This window comes from Mycolicibacter senuensis, assembly GCF_003284925.1.
In the GTDB taxonomy this organism is placed as follows: Bacteria; Actinomycetota; Actinomycetes; order Mycobacteriales; family Mycobacteriaceae; genus Mycobacterium; species Mycobacterium algericum_A.
The window spans coordinates 1-16,877 of the sequence record NZ_QMEX01000084.1 but is presented as its reverse complement, the minus strand read 5'-3'; the positions used below and the strand labels follow the sequence as shown (position 1 = coordinate 16,877).

The window sequence follows — 16,877 nt, the reverse complement described above, 5'->3', positions numbered from 1 at the left end:
CGGCAACGGGGTACGCACCGGTAGCGGCGTGTCGCCACGCCGGACGACGGTGTCCGCCAGGGCTTCTCGCGCCTGCTGGGACAGCGCCTCCAACGACTCGTGGGGGCCGTTGACTACGCAACGCACCATCCAGCGATAGCCGTCGACCCCGATGAACCGGACCGCGCCGGCCGCCGATCCGACCACCTCGCGGCCCCACGGGCCGTCGATGACGCTGACGCTCGCGGAGTCCCGCCGCAGCGCCTCGGCAAGCTCGGCGGCGACCTCACGCCACAGCCCCGCCGATTTGGGCGCGGCGTAGGCGGCGATGTTGAACCGGCCATTGGGCGTCACCATCCAGACCGCGCTGGGCACGCCCGCCTCACTGAGCTCGACTTGGACCTGGGCGCCTGCGGGCACCGGCACCAGCACCGAACCCAGATCGAGCCGGGCCGTCGCCGCCGCCGCCGGGTCGTCGAAATCCTCGATGTCGAACGGGCCCTCGAGTTCCTCGCCCGCGTCCTCGTCGAGGTCCTCCAGCTCCTCGGGTGCCGGCACGGCGCGCGTCGGCTCGTCGCCGCCCACCTTGCTCTTGCCCCTACCGAATGCCATCACAGCCGCCCATCTCCGTCACTTCTGCCGTCACCAGCGGTTACACATGCCGTCACAAACTCGCGTGCCCGCCCGACGAGCCGTGGCCGTCACCGCCCCGGGTGGTCCCGGCCAGACCGGCCTCGTCGAACGAGGTCACCTCGACCAGTTCTGGTAGCTCGACCCGCTGCACCACCAGCTGGGCGATCCGGTCCCCCCGGTGGATCTCGATCGGGGTCGCCGGGTCCAGGTTGATCAACGCCACCTTAACCTCACCGCGGTAACCCGCGTCGATCGTTCCCGGGCTGTTGACGATTGAAAGACCTACCCTCGCAGCCAGACCCGACCGCGGGTGCACCAGGCCGACCATGCCGAACGGAATCGCCACCGCGATACCGGTGGGCACCAGCGCACGGTGGCCCGGGGCCAGTTCGACATCGACCGCGCTGTACAGGTCGACGCCGGCGTCGCCGGCGTGGGCACGGCTCGGCAGCGGGAGATCAGGATCTAGGCGAACAACCGCGAGACTGGGCGACACGAGGCGCAAGACTACTCTTAACCGGATGTCGGGATCGCGTGTGAACCACCGGGCACCGCAAACCGTGCGGTACCGCGAGCAACTGTGGGTGCCCTGGTGGTGGTGGCCGCTGGGGTTCGTGGGCAACGGGCTGATGGCCTACGAGGTGCGGCTGGGGCTGCGCAGCCTGCCGGGCTGGCTGCCGTTCGCGGTGTTCTTCGCGATCACCGTGGCCGCCCTGCTGTGGCTGGGACGCATCGAAGTCCGCGTCGTCGAAACCGGCGGCGAGGTCGAACTCTGGGTGGGCGAGGCGCACCTGCCGGCCGGCGTGATCGCCCGTTCCGCCGAGGTCCCTCAGTCAGCCAAGTCGGCGGCGCTGGGCCGCCAACTCGATCCGGCGGCCTACGTCGTGCATCGCGGCTGGGTGGGGCCCATGGTGCTGATCGTGCTCGACGATCCCGACGACCCGACGCCGTACTGGCTGATCAGCTGCCGTCATCCGCAGCGCGTGTTGGCGGCCTTGCAGGGTTGAGGGACGGTGCGGGTCAGGCCGCGCAGTCGGTGCAGATCATCACGCCGTTCTTCTCGCTGGCCAGCCGGCTGCGGTGCTGAACCAGAAAACAGCTCGAGCAGGTGAACTCATCGGCCTGCTTGGGCACGACGCGCACTGACAACTCTTCACCGGACAAATCCGCGCCGGGCAGTTCGAAGGACTCGGCCGATTCCGATTCATCGACGTCGACCACGGCGGATTGCGCCTCGTTCCGCCGCGCTTTGAGTTCCTCGAGCGAGTCCTCAGAAACGTCGTCGGTCTCGGTGCGCCGCGGGGCGTCGTAGTCGGTAGCCATCGTCTTCTCCCCTCAGTCCCCTCGGTAACCCTGCGCGAGCTTTGTACCAGCGTCGAACGCATCCACCAAATGATTCGTGCCCCGATCCCGCCCAGATCGAGTGTGATTTACGTCACATCACCTTGCTGACCACGGCCATCGGGGTCGCCCGCGCCCTCTAGAGTGCGTACGTGGTCACGCAAATCACTTCCGGTACCGAGTTCGACAAGCATGGTCTGCCGTTCCGGCGACGCAATTACCGCCCCGCCGCCTACGCCCTGGCCGCCCTGGCGCTGTTGACCGCGGTGGCATGGGCGGTGGCGTTGACCCGACCGGCCGACATCCACGAGGTCGCGGTATGCAACGCACCGCCGGCACCCACCGAGCCCGACCAGCCGCGGTTGGGCACCCAGGTGCCCCGCGCCGCGATGATCACCACCACCCCGGCCAAACTCGCCGACATCAAAGCGCGCGTCCTCAACGCCAGCGGCCGCGCCGGGCAGGCCGCCGACGTCGCCGACGCCCTGCGTGACGACGGCTTCGCCCAGCCGACCGCCGCCAACGACCCGGTCTATGCCAACAGCCGCCTGGACTGCAACGGCCAGATCCGCTTCGGTGAGGCGGGACAGGCCGCCGCTGCGGCCTTGTGGCTGGTGGCGCCGTGCACCGAGTTGTTCCGCGATGACCGCCTCGACGACTCCGTTGACCTCGCGGTCGGCAGCGACTTCGTGAGCCTGGCCCACAGCGACGACATCGAGGCGGCGCTGGCGGGCTTGCGTCCGGACGCCACCGGGCTGCCCGACCCGGCACTGCTGACCAAGATCCATTCCGGTACCTGCTGACAACCCGCCGAGGAGATCCATGACCGGCACAGACCCGACCGATTCCCCGCCCGGCGCGCCCGCTGCCGGGACCGGCGACGGGCGACCGCAACGACGCGGTTTCGGCGTCGATGTCGGCGGCAGCGGCATCAAAGGCGGCGTGGTCGACCTCGACACCGGTGCACTGATCGGCGAACGCTACAAGCTGCCGACACCGAGCCCCGCGACCCCGGCCGCGGTTGCCGAGACCGTCGCCCAGGTGGTCCGGAAGTTCGGCTGGACGGGTCCGCTGGGGGTCACCTACCCCGGTGTGGTGATCGACGGCGTGGTGCGAACCGCCGCCAACGTCGACAAGTCCTGGATCGGGGTGAACGCGCAGGCCGTGATCCAGGCCGCGCTCGATGGGCAGCCCGTCGTCGTCCTCAACGACGCGGACGCCGCCGGACTGGCCGAAGAGCGGTACGGCGCGGGCAGGGACAACACCGGCGTCGTCGTGTTGCTCACCTTCGGCACCGGGATCGGCTCGGCGGTGATCCACAACGGAAAACTGCTGCCCAACACCGAACTCGGGCACATCGACGTGGCGGGCAAGGAGGCCGAGCACCGGGCCGCCGCGTCGGTCAAGGAGCGCAGGAACTGGAGCATGAAGAAGTGGGCCAAGCAGGTGACCAAGGTGCTGGTGGCGATCGAGGACGCGCTGTGCCCGGACCTGATCATCGTGGGCGGCGGCATCAGCCGCAAAGCCGAGGAATGGGTGCCACTGCTGCGCAACCGGACTCCGGTGGTCGCCGCGACATTGCAGAACACCGCCGGGATCGTCGGGGCCGCGATGGCCGCCACGGCCGACGTGACCCGCTGAATAGCGCCCGCTCAGCGATTGTTGCGGCACGCTGTCGTTACAATGGTCCGCGGCGGCCGCCTAACCGATAGCGGCGACTATCCCAGTTGATCACCCAACTGATATAGAGCCGACATCCGATATACCCGACACTTTCGGTGGCGCACGGCGCTGCGACCCGAAAGTCAGTCCGACCGAAGGGGTGGACGTGGCAGCGAGCAAGGCAAAGCCGGCGACCGAGGAGCCCAAGAAGCGCGGTGCCACCAAGGCACCCGCCAAGGCCGCCGCCAAGTCGACTGCGAAGGCCCCCGCCAAGGCCGCCGCCGCGCCCGCCAAGCGGACCGCGGCGAAGGCGACCAAGGCCGCACCGGCCAAGAAGCCTGCCAAGAGCACCGCGCGGACGGCCACCAAGAGCGCCGCCAAGACCGCCGACGACGGCGACACCAAGCCCAAGACCCGGTCGGCCCGGGGCCCGGCGAAGAAGGCCGCCGCCCGGGGCGCCAAGGGCGCAACCAAGAACTCCGAGGTCGACCTCGCCAACGAGGAGCTGGACGCCGACACCGAACTGGACGCCGAACCCGGCGACGAGGACATCGACGACACCGACCTGAACCTGGAAGACCTGGACGAGGACGCCGAGGACTCCGGCGCCGACGAAGCCGTGGTGACCGCCGGGGCGGCGACCGAGGAGGCCGGCGAGGAGGCAGCCGACGACGACGACGAGATCGCCGAGCCCAGCGAGAAGGACAAGGCTTCCGGTGATTTCGTCTGGGACGAAGAGGAGTCCGAGGCGCTGCGCCAGGCCCGCAAGGACGCCGAGCTCACCGCCTCGGCCGACTCGGTGCGCGCCTACCTCAAGCAGATCGGCAAGGTGGCGCTGCTCAACGCCGAGGAGGAAGTGGAGCTGGCCAAACGGATCGAGGCCGGGCTGTTCGCCACCCAGAAGATGGCCGAGCACGCCGAGAAGGGCGAGAAGCTGGCCGTCGCCTACCGGCGCGACATGGCCTGGATCTGCCGTGACGGCGACCGGGCCAAGAACCACCTGCTGGAGGCCAACCTGCGGTTGGTGGTCTCGCTGGCCAAGCGTTACACCGGCCGGGGCATGGCGTTTCTGGACCTGATCCAGGAGGGCAACCTCGGCCTGATCCGTGCGGTGGAGAAGTTCGACTACACCAAGGGCTACAAGTTCTCCACCTACGCCACCTGGTGGATCCGCCAGGCCATCACCCGGGCCATGGCCGACCAGGCGCGCACCATCCGCATCCCGGTCCACATGGTCGAGGTGATCAACAAGCTCGGCCGCATTCAGCGTGAGCTGCTGCAGGATCTCGGCCGCGAACCCACCCCGGAGGAACTGGCCCGGGAGATGGACATCACCCCGGAGAAGGTGCTGGAGATTCAGCAGTACGCCCGGGAACCGATCTCGCTGGACCAGACCATCGGCGACGAGGGCGACTCGCAGCTCGGCGACTTCATCGAGGACTCCGAGGCGGTGGTAGCCGTCGACGCCGTCTCGTTCACGCTCCTTCAGGACCAGCTGCAGTCGGTGCTCGAGACGCTCTCCGAGCGAGAGGCCGGCGTTGTTCGGCTGCGGTTCGGGCTCACCGACGGCCAGCCGCGCACCCTCGACGAGATCGGCCAGGTCTACGGCGTCACCCGCGAGCGGATCCGGCAGATCGAGTCCAAGACGATGTCGAAGCTGCGGCACCCGAGCCGCTCCCAGGTCCTGCGCGACTACCTCGACTAGCCGGCTGTGGCAAAACCCCCACCGGCGGCGCTACTGGCCGCCCTTACCGCGATGCGCGGCGGCCTGCAGCGACTGCGTTATGCGACGGTGCCCGCCGGTGTCGCCGTCCTGGAACTGGGATTCGGGGCATGGCTGGCCCAGGCGATGCACGTCGCGGTACGGCTGGGAATCCCCGATGCGCTCCGAGCCGGCCCGCTGACCGCCGACGAGACCGCACGGCGGGTCGGCACCGACCCCGCAGCCACTTACCGGCTGATGCGTGCGCTGGCCAGCCAATCGGTGCTCAAACTGCGCCGAGACGGCCGGTTCGCACTGACCCGCATCGGGCGCGCCCTGGTCTCCGATGATCCGGCCAGCGTGGCGCCGATGATCGCGTTCATCGGCGACCCGGCGCACCGGGAACACTGGTCACACCTGGAACACTCGGTGCGCACCGGCGAGACCGCGGTCGACAAGGTGCGCGGGATGTCGTTCTTCTCCTACTTGGACACCGACCCCGAACTGGCGCAGGTCTTCAACCATGCGATGACCGGGGCGTCCGCCGTGGCGGTCGAAAGTGCGGTTCCCGCATATGATTTCAGCTCCAGCAAACTGATCGTCGACGTGGGCGGCGGCCACGGTGCGCTGTTGGCCGCGGTGCTGCGCGCCGCGCCCGGCGCCCGCGGCGTGCTGTTCGACCTGCCCGCGGTGGTGGCCGGGGCTGAGGCCACCCTGGCGGCCGCGGGCGTGACGTCGCGGTGTGATGTCGCCGGTGGGTCGTTCTTCGAATCGGTGCCGGCCGGCGGTGACACTTATCTGCTCAAGACCGTCATCCACGACTGGGACGACGAGCGTTCGTGCGCGATTCTGCGCAACGTCCGCAGCGCCATCGCCCCGGACGGCACCCTGCTGCTGCTGGAGATGGTGCTGCCCGAGGGCGCGCCCGCCCACCTGGGCCTGCTGCTCGATCTGGAAATGCTGGCGGCCGCCGGTGGCTTGGAACGCACCCGGCGCGAATACGCCGAGCTGCTCTCGCGAGCGGGATTCCGGCTGCAGCGGGTGGTGCCGACCGCCAGCCCGATGTCGATCATCGTGGCCGCTCCGGTTTGACGCCCGGTCGCCGGTCCCGCCGGTAATATCGCCGAGCATGCCGACCGATGGCGACGCCCAGACCTTCGCCGCGCTGCTCAACCGCGCGGTGCGCCACGGTCACCAGGTTCCGGCCGAGGCCGGCCTGGATCCGGCCGTGATCTCCGCGCTGAACGCCGTGGCCGCCGCCTGGCCGCGAGTGCCCGCCGCGCTGATCAACAAGGCTCAGACCACGTTCGCCCGTAGCGAACTCACCCGGGCGTCGGCGGCCAAGCCCACCACCCCGTTCAAACTCAATCCGCCGGCCCGAACGCGCCGTCCGGGCCGGGCCGATACGCCCTGACGCCGATCACCGCATCCAAGGGCAGCGGTCCGTACAGATGCGGGAACAGCATCGCCTCGGGATCACCCGGCACGCCCGGCTCCCAGCGCACCGGCGACGCCACCTTTGCCGGGTCCACCTGCAGCAACACCAGATCGGTGCGCCCCCGATAGAGACGATTGGCGGGCAGATGCACCTGCTGCGGGGTCGACAGGTGCACGAACCCCGCGCTGTCGAGCGATTCCGGCCGCAGCGCGCCGGACGCCTGTGCCGCCGCCCAATCCCGGGTGCCGCACAGGTGTACCAGAATGTCGTGTTCCATCGCTGCCGATCCTGCCCCAGCGCCGCGCGGGGGGTGAGACACGACACAGCCGAAGCGGGGAACAACGCCGAACGCCCGAGCGTCTGACACACTTGACAGACCCGCGAGAAACGGAGGAGCCCATGAACGCGACTCTGACCAGTCCCGAACTCACTCGGGCTGATCGATGCGACCGGTGCGGTGCCGCGGCCCGAGTGCGAGCCACGCTGCCCTCCGGAGCCGAGTTGCTGTTCTGCCAGCACCACGCCAACGAGCACGAAGCCAAGCTGATTGAGCTGGCTGCCGTGCTGCAGGTCAGCGCCCCCGCCGAGGACTAGCCGATCGCGGCCCCGGATCCGCGCGCAACACGCCCGATGGAGGGAATTGGGCGCTAGCACCATTCGTCAGGAATGCTGGGCTGGTCATGGCTGACCAAATCCCCAAACCTTCCCGGCATCACCTGCTGCGCATCGCACGCCGCACCTTGGCGAAGAGCTGGGACGATTCCATCTTCGCCGAGTCCGCGCAGGCCGGTTTCTGGTCGGTGCTGTCGCTGCCGCCACTGCTGCTCGGGATGCTGGGCAGCCTGTCGTATGTGGCGCCGTTGTTCGGCCCGGATACGTTGGCCACCATCCAGGACCGGCTGATCGGGATGGCCAGCAGCTTCTTCTCGCAGAACGTGGTGGCGGAGATCATCGAACCCACCGTGCGCGACATCGTCTCCAACGCGCGCGGTGAGGTGGTCTCGCTGGGCTTCGTGATTTCGCTGTGGGCCGGTTCCTCGGCGATCTCGGCTTTCGTCGACTCAGTGGTCGAGGCACACGATCAGACCCCGCTACGCCATCCGGTGCGGCAACGGTTCTTCGCGCTCGGCTTGTACGTGGCGATGCTGGTGATCGCCGTCGCCGGGGCGCCGTTCGCCGCGTTGGGGCCGCACGCGATCGCCGAGCACCTTCCCGCGCGGTGGACAGATCTGCTGCGGTTCGGTTACTACCCGACGTTGGTGCTGGGATTGCTGCTGGCGGTGACCGTGCTCTATCGGGTCTCGTTGCCCAAACCGCTGCCGTCACACCGCCTGGTGATCGGGGCATTGCTGGCCACCACGGTGTTCGTCGTGGCCACTCTCGGGCTGCGGGTCTACCTGCGCTACATCACCAGCACCGGCTACACCTACGGTGCGCTGGCGACGCCGATCGCCTTCCTGCTGTTTGCGTTTCTGCTCGGTTTCGCCATCATGCTGGGCGCCGAACTGAATGCCGCCATTCAGGAGGAATGGCCGGCGGAGGCCACCCACCTGCGTCAGCTGCGCGTCTGGCTGGTGTCGCGGACGGGCCGAAGCGGCCCCGGCAACGAGCCGGTGAACGAGCCGGTCAGCTCTTCTTGAGTGTCGCGTAGATCCGCTTGCAGTCCGGGCAGACCGGCGATCCGGGCTTCGCCGACTTGGTCACCGGGAAGACCTCGCCACACAGGGCCACCACGTGGGTGCCCATGACCGCGCTCTCGGCGATCTTGTCCTTCTTGACGTAGTGGAAGTGTTTGGGGGTGTCGTCGCCGGTCCCGTCATCGACGCGTTCCTCGGCATCGGTGCGTTCGAGAGTGTCGGTCTGTATGCCCATTGCCCCATTGTGCCCGGAACTCAGCGGATCTTAAAACCCTTCGTGGCTGCGGGCCGATCCGTGTGCGACAGTGGAGTGATGAAGCACGGCCCCGAGCTGGGTTTCGACGACGACGGTCGGCCGGTGCTCATCACCGCGGCCGCCCCGTCTTTCGAACAGCAGCACCGTGAGCGGGTACGTAAGTACCTGACGCTGATGGCGTTCCGGGTCCCGGCGCTGATTCTGGCCGCGGTCGCCTACGGTATCTGGCACAACGGCTGGATCTCCCTGGCGATCCTGATCGCCTCGATACCGCTGCCGTGGATCGCGGTGCTGATCGCCAATGACCGGCCGCCCCGCAGCGCCGATGAGCCGCGGCGCTATGACGCCGCCCCGACGCGCACGCCGTTGTTTCCCACCGCGCCGCGCCGCGAGCTGGAACATCCGCGATCGCCGCAGCCTGAACCGGCCGGTCGCGAGCCGGGTTCTGAGCCGGAGTTCGAGCCGGGGCCCTCCGGCGGCGACGGGGCCGGCGAACCGCCGCAAGGTAGCGGTTCTTAGCACATTCTCAAAGTCATCGCCGTATTCCCGCACGTCAAGTGGTGTGGAAAAGCGATCGGGCGGGAACTCTGCACCCGTGTCGGACGTTGACACCTGTGACAGCTGAAGCCGATCAACGGGAGGCCGTAATGGCAAAGGCAGATGCCACCATCAGTCGGATCGATGGCGATCTGGATGCGCAGAGTCCAGCCGCGGATCTGGTGCGGGTGTACCTCAACGGTATCGGTAAGACCGCACTGCTCAACGCCGCCGACGAGGTGGAGCTCGCCAAGCGCATCGAGGCCGGGCTGTACGCGAAGCACCTGCTGGAGACCCGCAAGCGCTTCGGCGAGAAGCGCAAGCGCGAGCTGGCCACCGTGGTCCGCGACGGCGAAGCCGCCCGCCGGCATCTGCTGGAAGCCAACCTGCGCCTGGTGGTCTCGCTGGCCAAGCGTTACACCGGGCGGGGCATGCCATTGCTGGACCTGATCCAGGAAGGCAACCTCGGGCTGATCCGCGCGATGGAGAAGTTCGACTACGCAAAGGGATTCAAGTTCTCCACCTACGCGACGTGGTGGATTCGCCAGGCCATCACCCGCGGTATGGCCGACCAGAGCCGCACCATCCGGCTGCCGGTGCACCTGGTCGAGCAGGTGAACAAGCTGGCCAGGATCAAGCGGGAGATGCACCAGCAGCTCGGCCGTGAGGCCACCGACGAGGAACTCGCCGCAGAATCCGGCATTCCGGCGGAGAAGATCAACGACCTGCTGGAACACAGCCGCGACCCGGTCAGCCTGGACATGCCGGTGGGCTCCGACGAGGAGGCGCCGCTGGGTGACTTCATCGAGGACTCCGAGGCGATGTCCGCGGAGAACGCGGTGATCTCCGAACTGCTGCACACCGACATCCGCAGCGTGCTGGCGACGCTGGACGAGCGTGAGCACCAGGTGATCCGGCTGCGGTTCGGCCTCGATGACGGACAGCCCCGCACGCTGGATCAGATCGGCAAGTTGTTCGGCCTGTCCCGCGAGCGGGTCCGCCAGATCGAGCGTGAGGTGATGGCCAAGCTGCGGCACGGCGAACGCGCCGACCGCTTGCGTTCCTACGCCAGCTGACACGAGCGCTGCGCCGGGCCATCGCACACCGTTGCGGTGGCCCGGCGCAACGCGCAGCGCCCGGGCCGGTCAGCTGTCGCTGGCTGACCACGCCGCCGCCGCCAAGTAGACTCGTCGGGGACGGAAGGGCCCGAATGAACGAGTTGGTTGATACCACGGAGATGTACCTCAGGACGATCTATGACCTTGAGGAAGAGGGTGTCACGCCGCTGCGAGCTCGGATCGCCGAGCGCCTGGAGCAAAGTGGCCCGACCGTCAGCCAGACGGTGTCTCGCATGGAACGCGACGGCCTGCTGCGGGTGGCCGGTGACCGTCACCTCGAACTCACCGAGAAGGGCCGCGCCCTGGCAGTCTCGGTGATGCGCAAGCACCGGCTGGCCGAGCGCCTGCTGGTCGACATCATCGGGCTGCCGCTGGAAGAGGTGCACGCCGAGGCCTGCCGTTGGGAACACGTGATGAGCGAGGACGTCGAGCGCCGCCTGGTCAAGGTGCTCGACAACCCGACGACCTCACCGTTCGGCAACCCGATTCCCGGCCTGCCCGACCTCGGCTTCGGCTCGGACGCCGGACCGCGGGAGACCGATCTGGTGCGGTTGACCGAGCTGCCGGCCGGCTCGCCGGTGGCCGTGGTGGTTCGCCAGCTCACCGAACACGTCCAGGGTGACATCGACTTGATCACCCGGCTGAAGGACGCCGGTGTGGTGCCTAACGCCCGGGTGACCGTCGAAGCCGACGCGGAGGACGGCGTGACGATCGTCATGCCCGGCCACACCGACGTCAGCCTGCCGTACGCGATGGCGCACGCCGTCAAGGTGCAGAAGGTCTGATCGGTTCGTCTCAGCCGGCCCGTCGACCGAAACCCTGCCGCTGCGGCAGCGACACCCCGAGCCGGCCGGCCAGCCGATAGCCGGTATCGGCCAGCCCGCGGATCCGGTCGGGCCGCAATCCCGACTGCAGCGCCGTGTCGAGCAGACCCGCCATCCGGTGGTCCGGCATGCAGCGCAACGCTGCCTCCAGCGACACCCCTGCCAGCGGTCCGTCACCGCGCGCATAGGCGCTGAACGCCAGCAGCACCAGCGCGTCGGCCCGCCACGGCTCGGGCAGCGTGCGGGCCAGTATCGACCACAGCGTCTCGGCGTCGGCGGCGTGCTCGCTGATGGCCAACGCGCACAGCGTGTCCCGTACCAGCACGTCGGTCAGCGAGCATCCCAGCCGGGCCAGCTCCGGCTCGCTCGGCTCCCGGCCGCCGGCCAGCGCGACGACGGCAGCCAGCATCTGCTCGACGTCGCGGCGGGCCTGGCGATGTCCATCGGCCTGGCTCGCTGCGGCCCGGTCCGCCGCATGATCGTCGATCACCGCTGCCACCGCGGCACGGCGCGCCGCGTCGTCGGGGATGATCACCGCCTGCAGGTCCGCTCGGCGCCGATACAGCCGCCGGCCCTCCAGCACGGCGGCAGCAGCCAGCGGAGAGGCTTCCGGATCGTCGACCGGGCCGCCCGCGCCGCAGCCGTCGATGCAGTGCCAGCGCCCACCGTGCGCCACTCGGTCCACCACGTGCGCGCCGAGCAGCGCGATGCCGTTGCGCGTCAACTCCTGCGACAGGGCATCGACCAGTCGGCGGTGCTCGTCGTTGCAGACCGGGCAGCACGCCCCCGCCGCATCGACGATCACCACGATGGCCCCGGCCGGGGCGGCGGCCGCCGCGACATCGGCGAGGTGGCCGACGGTGTCGGCGATGCCGTCGGACAAGTCGACCCGCAGCACCGAGCCCAACTCGCCGCCGTCGACCGATACCAGGATCAAGGATTTCTCCGGCACGAAGCCGAGGATGGCCGGCAGCGCCGCGATCAGCGCTGCGGGGCGGTTCAGGGTGAATTCGGGTTGCTTCGTCGTCATGGCAGCAACGTTGACGACACCCACCGTCATCGGGGCGCGCCCGCGTGGCGTCCGCGACCGCATTGTGGATGAACCGGCAACTGTGAGCCGACGGCTGCTCAAGGGTGTGGGCAGCCGCCGAAGCGGGAATTTCTCGTTGGGCGAACTCCGGTCCCGTCGGGAATGGGGCCGGGCTGACCGGGCGTTTTCACTGACATCCGCGCATCGTTTTCCGGTGCGGCCTGACGTAGGGGAAAATGGACAGCGCGATCCGCATCGAGATCCGCACGACGAGGAGGCGAAGGCAATGGCCGAGCACCCGGACACGGGCTCCGACCGGGACCGGCACTACCAGGCCCAGCAGGGCGGCATGTACGAACTTGAGGTTCCGGCGCCGCAGCTGACATCGCCGGACGGCGAAGGTCCGGTGCTGATCCACGCGCTGGAGGGTTTCTCCGACGCCGGCCATGCGATCCGGCTGGCGGCCGGCCACCTCAAGACCGCCCTCGACAGTGAACTGGTGGCGTCGTTTGCCATCGACGACCTGCTCGACTACCGGTCCCGCCGGCCGGTGATGACGTTCAAGACCGACCGTTTCACCCACTACGCCGAACCCGAATTGAGCTTGTACGCGTTGCGTGACAGTGCGGGGACGCCGTTTCTGCTGCTGGCCGGCATGGAGCCCGACCTCAAGTGGGAGCGATTCATCACCGCGGTCCGGCTGCTGGCCGAGCGGCTCGGCGTGCGGCGGACCATCGGGCTGGGCACCATCCCGATGGCGGTCCCGCACACCCGCCCGGTGACGCTGACGGCGCACTCCAACAACCGTGAGTTGATCGCCGACTTCACTCCGTGGATCGCCGAGGTGCAGGTCCCGGGCAGTGCGTCCAACCTGCTGGAGTACCGGATGGCCCAGCACGGCCACGAGGTGGTCGGGTTCACCGTGCACGTACCGCACTATGTGTCACAGACCGACTACCCCGAGGCCGCCGAGGCGCTGTTGCGGCAGGCGGCACAAACCGGCTCGTTGCAGCTGCCGCTGAGCGAACTCAGCCGGGCCGCGGCCGATATCCGGGCCAAGATCGACGAACAGGTCGAAGCGAGCGCCGAGGTGGCGCAAGTGGTGACGGCGCTGGAACGCCAGTACGACGCCTTCATCGCCGCCCAGGAGAATCGCTCGCTGCTGGCCCGCGACGAGGAACTGCCCAGCGCCGACGAACTCGGTGCCGAGTTCGAGCGGTTCCTGGCCCAGGAGGCCAGGAAAGACCGCGGCGACGACGGCACCGCCTGACGGGCGGGCCTACCCCGTTCGCCGCAGCGCGGCGGTCAGATGGTTCTGCGCCGGCTCTCCGACGGCTCCCATGTCCAGGGTGTAAGACAACTCGTCACCCGCGAGGCGGTAGTGGCGGCTCAGTGCCGTCACCTCCTTGGCCGTGGGGGCCAGCCCGATCGTCGGCGCTGACATCTCGAGTTCGACGCCGTCCGCGGTCACGCGGTAGCTGCCCACCTCGATCTCGGTGATGCCGCTCGGGTGCGCCAGAACCCATTCGATCCGGCCGGGTTGCGGCACCCGGAGATAGCCGGTCTCGGCGTGCAGCGGCAGTCCGTCGGCCGCCGACTTGGTCTTCTGGCCGTAGACCAGAAACGGTTTACCGACATGGGAGAAGGTCACCTCTTCGAGGTAATCGAACGAGGCGATGGTGGGGTACACCCCGCGGCCCCGGCCCGACCAGGTGCCCAGCAGCGGTGCCAGCTCCCCCAGGTTCGGGTGCAGCTCTGGTGCCATGGGGCCAGCGTAGTGCGCGCCGCAGCACCGCGAGCCTCAACCGGTGGTGGGCACCTGGCGGTGCTCCCGCAGCGCTTCGATCTCCCGCTCGAAGTCAGCCGCCGACGAGAACGAGCGGTACACCGAGGCGAAACGCAGGTAGGCGACCTCGTCGAGTTCGCGCAGCGGACCCAGAATCGCCAATCCCACCTCGTGGCTGGGGATCTCCGGTGAGCCCGCCGCGCGCACCGCGTCCTCTACCTGTTGGGCCAGTAGATTCAGCGCATCGTCGTCGACCTGGCGGCCCTGACACGCCCGGCGCACCCCGCTGATGACCTTTTCGCGACTGAACGGCTCGGTGACACCGCTGCGTTTGACCACCGCCAGTACCGCGGTCTCCACGGTGGAAAAGCGCCGACCGCATTCCGGGCAGGACCGACGGCGGCGAATGGCCTGACCTTCGTCGGTTTCGCGGGAATCCACCACCCGGGAATCTGGATGGCGACAAAACGGGCAATGCATGGCCGCTCCTTCGCCGTTCCGAGAGCCGGACACCTGCAAGCGTTGCGGCGAACCCGGCCACTGGGACAACTGTGAGCGTACCTGCGCGGCCACCGGGCGGCGCGCCGTGCTGCCCGCATGCCGCGACCGACCGGACATCGACGGCCACTCAGCCGATCGGCGCGATCAGTGTCTGGCCGGCTTCCAGCGCCGCCGACTCGAGGCTGTTGAGCTCGCGGATCCGGTCGACGACCTGGCTGGTCGGCGCGTCAGGTGCGACCCGGGCCGCCAGGTGCTGCAGGGTCTCGCCGCCCTGGACGCGCACCACGCCCAGCTCGCCGGGCACCGCGGACCCGCCGTCGGCCATCGTCGCACCGAACTGGGCGATGAGACCGAGCCACACCGTGATCCCCGCGGCGATCAGGGCGAGCACCACGGTCGTCGCGGGCGTGATCGGCTTGGCGGGCCGGGGTCGATGCGCCGTGCGCGACATCAGCACACCGGTACCGCGATGCGACAGCGGCGCACCGTCCGGGCGCGACCGCGCCACTCGTGCCGGGCGGGTGTGAACCGCATGCGCCCGACCCGACGTGACGGGGCGCCGCCGGGGACCCGCCGGAGCGCGCTCGGCCGGGTCGAACGTCGGAGCGAACGTGTCGATGAGCATCATGTGCGGTTCTCCCTCACTCGGCGTCGGCGACCCTGTTCGCTCGACTGTTCGAATAATAATCGATTGTATGTTCGATGTCCGAACATGTGATCGATTCGTTGTCGAAAACATTAGCGAAGGGGTCCGACAGCCGGCCGGCGGTTCGAACGTGCGCCCGACACACCTCGAACACATGTTTGATTAATGTCGACGAGACGACTAGATTCGCCACTATGAGCGACAGCAGCAAGACAGCGCCAGCGCCCGACTCGACGCTTACCGCGCGGCAGCGCACCATTCTGAACGTCATCCGCGCCTCGGTGAGCGAGCGGGGCTACCCGCCGAGTATCCGCGAGATCGGCGATGCCGTCGGCCTGACGTCGACGTCGTCGGTCGCCCACCAGCTGCGCACGCTCGAGCGCAAGGGCTATCTACGCCGTGACCCCAATCGACCCCGTGCCGTCGACGTCCGCAGTCCGGAGGAGGCGGCCGGCTCCGACGCGGCGCCGCGCAGCGATGTCGCCGGCTCGGATGCGCTGCCCGAACCCACATTCGTACCGGTACTCGGCCGGATCGCGGCCGGTGGCCCGATCCTGGCCGAGGAGGCGGTCGAAGACGTCTTCCCGCTCCCTCGCGAGTTGGTGGGCGAAGGCGAGCTGTTCCTGCTCAAGGTGGTCGGTGAGTCGATGGTGGACGCCGCGATCTGCGATGGCGACTGGGTGGTGGTACGCCAGCAGAACGTCGCCGACAACGGCGACATCGTCGCCGCGATGATCGACGGCGAGGCCACCGTCAAGACCTTCAAGCGCACCGGCGGTCAGGTCTGGCTGATGCCGCACAACCCGGTCTTCGACCCGATCCCGGGCAACGACGCGGTGGTGCTGGGCAAGGTCGTCACCGTCATCCGCAAAGTCTGACGGGGCGATTCGGCGGCTACCCGGTGCCCCCAACGCCGGCCAGCGAGAAGAACTCCCGGCGGGAGCGGTCGTCGCTTCGCAGCGTGCCCGACAGGGTCGAGGTGACGGTCGTGGACCCGCCGGCGTGCACGCCGCGCAACGTCATGCAGGTGTGCTCGGCGCGGATCACCACCCCGACGGCCCGCGGCTGCAGGTGGTCGGTGAGCCAGTCGGCAACCTGCTTGGTGAGCCGTTCCTGCACCTGCGGCCGGCACGCAAAGTACTCGACCACCCGAGCCAGCTTGGACAGACCCAGGAGCCGGTCACCGGGCAGGTAACCGACACAGGCGGTGCCGGTGAACGGCAGCAGATGATGCTCGCAGACCGACCGGAACCCGATGTCACGCACCAGCACCAGCTCGTCGTACCCCTCCTCGTTCGGGAAGGTGGTGGCCTCGAAGGGCGTCGGGGTGAACATCTCGGCGTAGGCCCGCGCCATCCGCCGTGGCGTGTCCCGAAGCGCTTCACCGGCGGTGGAGATGCCCAACGCGTGCAGCAACGCCGCGGCGGCCCGCTCGGCGGCCTCGAGGTCGGGAACCGGCCGATCGGCGGCTCGCAGATCGGCGTAGACCGCTACCGACATCTCAATCCCCCATCGACGATCATCATTGCGTTCAGATTGGCGGCGTCAGGCCCTATTTGTCAATTATTTTTGGTGTTACATTGGGGCGATGAGGTCCCCTCGCCGCGGCCACCCGGATCCGCTGACCGGGTTGAGCAGCCTGGACGATCCGGTACGGCAGCGGCTCTATCACTACGTCGCGTCGTGCGACGAGCCGGTGGCCCGGGAGCAGGCCGCGACCGCCGCCGGCATCAGCCGCACACTGGCCGCCTACCACCTCGACAAACTGGCCGAGGCCGGGATCCTGT

At 68.8% G+C, this 16,877-nt stretch carries 24 protein-coding genes; 14 read left to right on the top strand and 10 right to left on the bottom strand.

All coding sequences use genetic code 11. The features are described 5' to 3' along the window. Window positions 1-591 (bottom strand): DUF3710 domain-containing protein (locus DQP56_RS16840; protein ID WP_133258951.1); only part of this gene is annotated, 591 nt, incomplete at its 3' end. A 52-nt stretch (window positions 592-643) separates the two neighbouring features. Further along, window positions 644-1,108 carry a dUTP diphosphatase gene (gene dut, locus DQP56_RS16835; RefSeq protein WP_112687316.1) on the bottom strand — a complete coding sequence of 155 codons (465 nt, stop codon included), beginning with the start codon at window positions 1,106-1,108 and terminating at the stop codon, window positions 644-646. 25 nt (window positions 1,109-1,133) lie between these two features. Here dut and DQP56_RS16830 point away from each other — a divergent pair, with 25 nt between their 5' ends. Beyond that, window positions 1,134-1,619 (top strand): DUF3093 domain-containing protein, encoded by a 486-nt coding sequence (locus tag DQP56_RS16830; RefSeq protein ID WP_112687314.1) that lies wholly within the window; start codon window positions 1,134-1,136, stop codon window positions 1,617-1,619. Between the two features lie 13 nt (window positions 1,620-1,632). Here DQP56_RS16830 and DQP56_RS16825 read toward each other — a convergent pair whose 3' ends face one another. Next, window positions 1,633-1,935: a DUF4193 domain-containing protein gene (locus DQP56_RS16825; RefSeq protein ID WP_013829371.1), complete on the bottom strand. Its 303-nt coding sequence runs from the start codon at window positions 1,933-1,935 to the stop codon at window positions 1,633-1,635. Between the two features lie 170 nt (window positions 1,936-2,105). Here DQP56_RS16825 and cei point away from each other — a divergent pair, with 170 nt between their 5' ends. The 5 genes from cei to DQP56_RS16800 all read left to right on the top strand — a co-directional run bounded on the left by cei (window position 2,106) and on the right by DQP56_RS16800 (window position 6,731). Beyond that, entirely contained in the window at window positions 2,106-2,756 is a 651-nt protein-coding gene (gene cei, locus DQP56_RS16820) for an envelope integrity protein Cei (protein WP_112687313.1), read from the top strand. 19 nt (window positions 2,757-2,775) lie between these two features. Then, window positions 2,776-3,594 (top strand): polyphosphate--glucose phosphotransferase, encoded by an 819-nt coding sequence (gene ppgK, locus DQP56_RS16815; protein WP_112687311.1) that lies wholly within the window; start codon window positions 2,776-2,778, stop codon window positions 3,592-3,594. A 187-nt stretch (window positions 3,595-3,781) separates the two neighbouring features. Then, window positions 3,782-5,320 (top strand): RNA polymerase sigma factor, encoded by a 1,539-nt coding sequence (locus DQP56_RS16810; protein ID WP_112687320.1) that lies wholly within the window; start codon window positions 3,782-3,784, stop codon window positions 5,318-5,320. Window positions 5,321-5,326: 6 nt separating this feature from the next. After that, window positions 5,327-6,409, top strand: a complete 1,083-nt coding sequence (locus tag DQP56_RS16805) for a methyltransferase (RefSeq protein ID WP_112687309.1) — start codon at window positions 5,327-5,329, stop codon at window positions 6,407-6,409. A 37-nt stretch (window positions 6,410-6,446) separates the two neighbouring features. After that, the gene (locus DQP56_RS16800) at window positions 6,447-6,731 is read left to right on the top strand and encodes a hypothetical protein (RefSeq protein WP_112687307.1); all 285 of its coding nucleotides are present in this window, start codon (window positions 6,447-6,449) and stop codon (window positions 6,729-6,731) included. Here the strand turns inward: DQP56_RS16800 and DQP56_RS16795 are convergent. Then, window positions 6,682-7,032 carry a DUF952 domain-containing protein gene (locus tag DQP56_RS16795; protein WP_112687305.1) on the bottom strand — a complete coding sequence of 117 codons (351 nt, stop codon included), beginning with the start codon at window positions 7,030-7,032 and terminating at the stop codon, window positions 6,682-6,684. The two genes, DQP56_RS16800 and DQP56_RS16795, sit on opposite strands and share 50 nt — an antisense overlap. A 122-nt stretch (window positions 7,033-7,154) precedes the next feature. On the opposite strand from DQP56_RS16795, the gene DQP56_RS16790 reads away from it, so the two are divergent. After that, on the top strand, window positions 7,155-7,349 hold the full coding sequence (locus DQP56_RS16790; protein WP_112687303.1) for a DUF7455 domain-containing protein: 195 nt from the start codon (window positions 7,155-7,157) through the stop codon (window positions 7,347-7,349). Between the two features lie 86 nt (window positions 7,350-7,435). Beyond that, complete coding sequence (locus DQP56_RS16785; protein ID WP_112687301.1) at window positions 7,436-8,395, top strand: YihY/virulence factor BrkB family protein; 960 nt, start codon at window positions 7,436-7,438, stop codon at window positions 8,393-8,395. Here DQP56_RS16785 and DQP56_RS16780 read toward each other — a convergent pair. After that, the gene (locus DQP56_RS16780; protein ID WP_193466434.1) at window positions 8,382-8,621 is read right to left on the bottom strand and encodes a DUF3039 domain-containing protein; all 240 of its coding nucleotides are present in this window, start codon (window positions 8,619-8,621) and stop codon (window positions 8,382-8,384) included. The genes DQP56_RS16785 and DQP56_RS16780 overlap by 14 nt on opposite strands. A gap of 84 nt (window positions 8,622-8,705) precedes the next feature. On the opposite strand from DQP56_RS16780, the gene DQP56_RS16775 reads away from it, so the two are divergent. From DQP56_RS16775 to DQP56_RS16765, 3 genes are all read left to right on the top strand, one after another. Beyond that, complete coding sequence (locus tag DQP56_RS16775; RefSeq protein WP_112687297.1) at window positions 8,706-9,167, top strand: DUF3099 domain-containing protein; 462 nt, start codon at window positions 8,706-8,708, stop codon at window positions 9,165-9,167. A 128-nt stretch (window positions 9,168-9,295) separates the two neighbouring features. Further along, window positions 9,296-10,261, top strand: a complete 966-nt coding sequence (locus DQP56_RS16770) for a sigma-70 family RNA polymerase sigma factor (protein WP_013829382.1) — start codon at window positions 9,296-9,298, stop codon at window positions 10,259-10,261. A gap of 134 nt (window positions 10,262-10,395) precedes the next feature. Further along, on the top strand, window positions 10,396-11,088 hold the full coding sequence (locus DQP56_RS16765) for an iron-dependent transcriptional repressor DtxR (RefSeq protein ID WP_013829383.1): 693 nt from the start codon (window positions 10,396-10,398) through the stop codon (window positions 11,086-11,088). A 10-nt stretch (window positions 11,089-11,098) separates the two neighbouring features. Here DQP56_RS16765 and DQP56_RS16760 read toward each other — a convergent pair whose 3' ends face one another. Further along, on the bottom strand, window positions 11,099-12,157 hold the full coding sequence (locus DQP56_RS16760) for a DUF4192 domain-containing protein (RefSeq protein ID WP_112687318.1): 1,059 nt from the start codon (window positions 12,155-12,157) through the stop codon (window positions 11,099-11,101). Between the two features lie 286 nt (window positions 12,158-12,443). Here DQP56_RS16760 and DQP56_RS16755 point away from each other — a divergent pair, with 286 nt between their 5' ends. Further along, window positions 12,444-13,427: a proteasome assembly chaperone family protein gene (locus DQP56_RS16755; protein ID WP_112687295.1), complete on the top strand. Its 984-nt coding sequence runs from the start codon at window positions 12,444-12,446 to the stop codon at window positions 13,425-13,427. A gap of 9 nt (window positions 13,428-13,436) precedes the next feature. Here the strand turns inward: DQP56_RS16755 and DQP56_RS16750 are convergent, their stop codons facing one another. From DQP56_RS16750 to DQP56_RS16740, 3 genes are all read right to left on the bottom strand, one after another. Beyond that, a complete protein-coding gene (locus DQP56_RS16750) occupies window positions 13,437-13,922 on the bottom strand; it encodes a peroxynitrite isomerase (protein WP_112687293.1) in 486 nt (161 codons plus the stop codon). Window positions 13,923-13,958: 36 nt separating this feature from the next. Next, window positions 13,959-14,423, bottom strand: coding sequence for a transcriptional regulator NrdR (gene nrdR, locus DQP56_RS16745; protein ID WP_041319945.1), 465 nt, complete (start codon window positions 14,421-14,423; stop codon window positions 13,959-13,961). A 148-nt stretch (window positions 14,424-14,571) separates the two neighbouring features. Next, the gene (locus tag DQP56_RS16740; protein ID WP_112687291.1) at window positions 14,572-15,072 is read right to left on the bottom strand and encodes a LysM peptidoglycan-binding domain-containing protein; all 501 of its coding nucleotides are present in this window, start codon (window positions 15,070-15,072) and stop codon (window positions 14,572-14,574) included. Between the two features lie 212 nt (window positions 15,073-15,284). Between DQP56_RS16740 and lexA the strand changes: the two genes are divergently transcribed. Then, window positions 15,285-15,968 (top strand): transcriptional repressor LexA, encoded by a 684-nt coding sequence (gene lexA, locus DQP56_RS16735; protein ID WP_112687289.1) that lies wholly within the window; start codon window positions 15,285-15,287, stop codon window positions 15,966-15,968. Between the two features lie 16 nt (window positions 15,969-15,984). On the opposite strand, the gene folE is transcribed toward lexA, so the two are convergent. Further along, entirely contained in the window at window positions 15,985-16,590 is a 606-nt protein-coding gene (gene folE, locus DQP56_RS16730) for a GTP cyclohydrolase I FolE (RefSeq protein WP_112687287.1), read from the bottom strand. 88 nt (window positions 16,591-16,678) lie between these two features. Between folE and DQP56_RS16725 the strand changes: the two genes are divergently transcribed. Next, the coding region (locus DQP56_RS16725; protein ID WP_133258950.1) for a helix-turn-helix domain-containing protein at window positions 16,679-16,877 on the top strand (199 nt) is incomplete at its 3' end.

Bases quoted from the DNA above. Each gene is read 5' to 3' on its own strand.
- DQP56_RS16740 (WP_112687291.1), bottom strand. From the start codon at position 15,072: ATGATGCTCATCGACACGTTCGCTCCGACGTTCGACCCGGCCGAGCGC.
- nrdR (WP_041319945.1), bottom strand. From the start codon at position 14,423: ATGCATTGCCCGTTTTGTCGCCATCCAGATTCCCGGGTGGTGGATTCC.
- DQP56_RS16825 (WP_013829371.1), bottom strand. From the start codon at position 1,935: ATGGCTACCGACTACGACGCCCCGCGGCGCACCGAGACCGACGACGTT.
- DQP56_RS16830 (WP_112687314.1), top strand. From the start codon at position 1,134: ATGTCGGGATCGCGTGTGAACCACCGGGCACCGCAAACCGTGCGGTAC.
- folE (WP_112687287.1), bottom strand. From the start codon at position 16,590: ATGTCGGTAGCGGTCTACGCCGATCTGCGAGCCGCCGATCGGCCGGTT.
- ppgK (WP_112687311.1), top strand. From the start codon at position 2,776: ATGACCGGCACAGACCCGACCGATTCCCCGCCCGGCGCGCCCGCTGCC.
- DQP56_RS16775 (WP_112687297.1), top strand. From the start codon at position 8,706: ATGAAGCACGGCCCCGAGCTGGGTTTCGACGACGACGGTCGGCCGGTG.
- DQP56_RS16790 (WP_112687303.1), top strand. From the start codon at position 7,155: ATGAACGCGACTCTGACCAGTCCCGAACTCACTCGGGCTGATCGATGC.
- DQP56_RS16760 (WP_112687318.1), bottom strand. From the start codon at position 12,157: ATGACGACGAAGCAACCCGAATTCACCCTGAACCGCCCCGCAGCGCTG.
- DQP56_RS16750 (WP_112687293.1), bottom strand. From the start codon at position 13,922: ATGGCACCAGAGCTGCACCCGAACCTGGGGGAGCTGGCACCGCTGCTG.
- DQP56_RS16795 (WP_112687305.1), bottom strand. From the start codon at position 7,032: ATGGAACACGACATTCTGGTACACCTGTGCGGCACCCGGGATTGGGCG.
- DQP56_RS16770 (WP_013829382.1), top strand. From the start codon at position 9,296: ATGGCAAAGGCAGATGCCACCATCAGTCGGATCGATGGCGATCTGGAT.
- DQP56_RS16800 (WP_112687307.1), top strand. From the start codon at position 6,447: ATGCCGACCGATGGCGACGCCCAGACCTTCGCCGCGCTGCTCAACCGC.
- lexA (WP_112687289.1), top strand. From the start codon at position 15,285: ATGAGCGACAGCAGCAAGACAGCGCCAGCGCCCGACTCGACGCTTACC.
- DQP56_RS16765 (WP_013829383.1), top strand. From the start codon at position 10,396: ATGAACGAGTTGGTTGATACCACGGAGATGTACCTCAGGACGATCTAT.
- DQP56_RS16755 (WP_112687295.1), top strand. From the start codon at position 12,444: ATGGCCGAGCACCCGGACACGGGCTCCGACCGGGACCGGCACTACCAG.
- DQP56_RS16785 (WP_112687301.1), top strand. From the start codon at position 7,436: ATGGCTGACCAAATCCCCAAACCTTCCCGGCATCACCTGCTGCGCATC.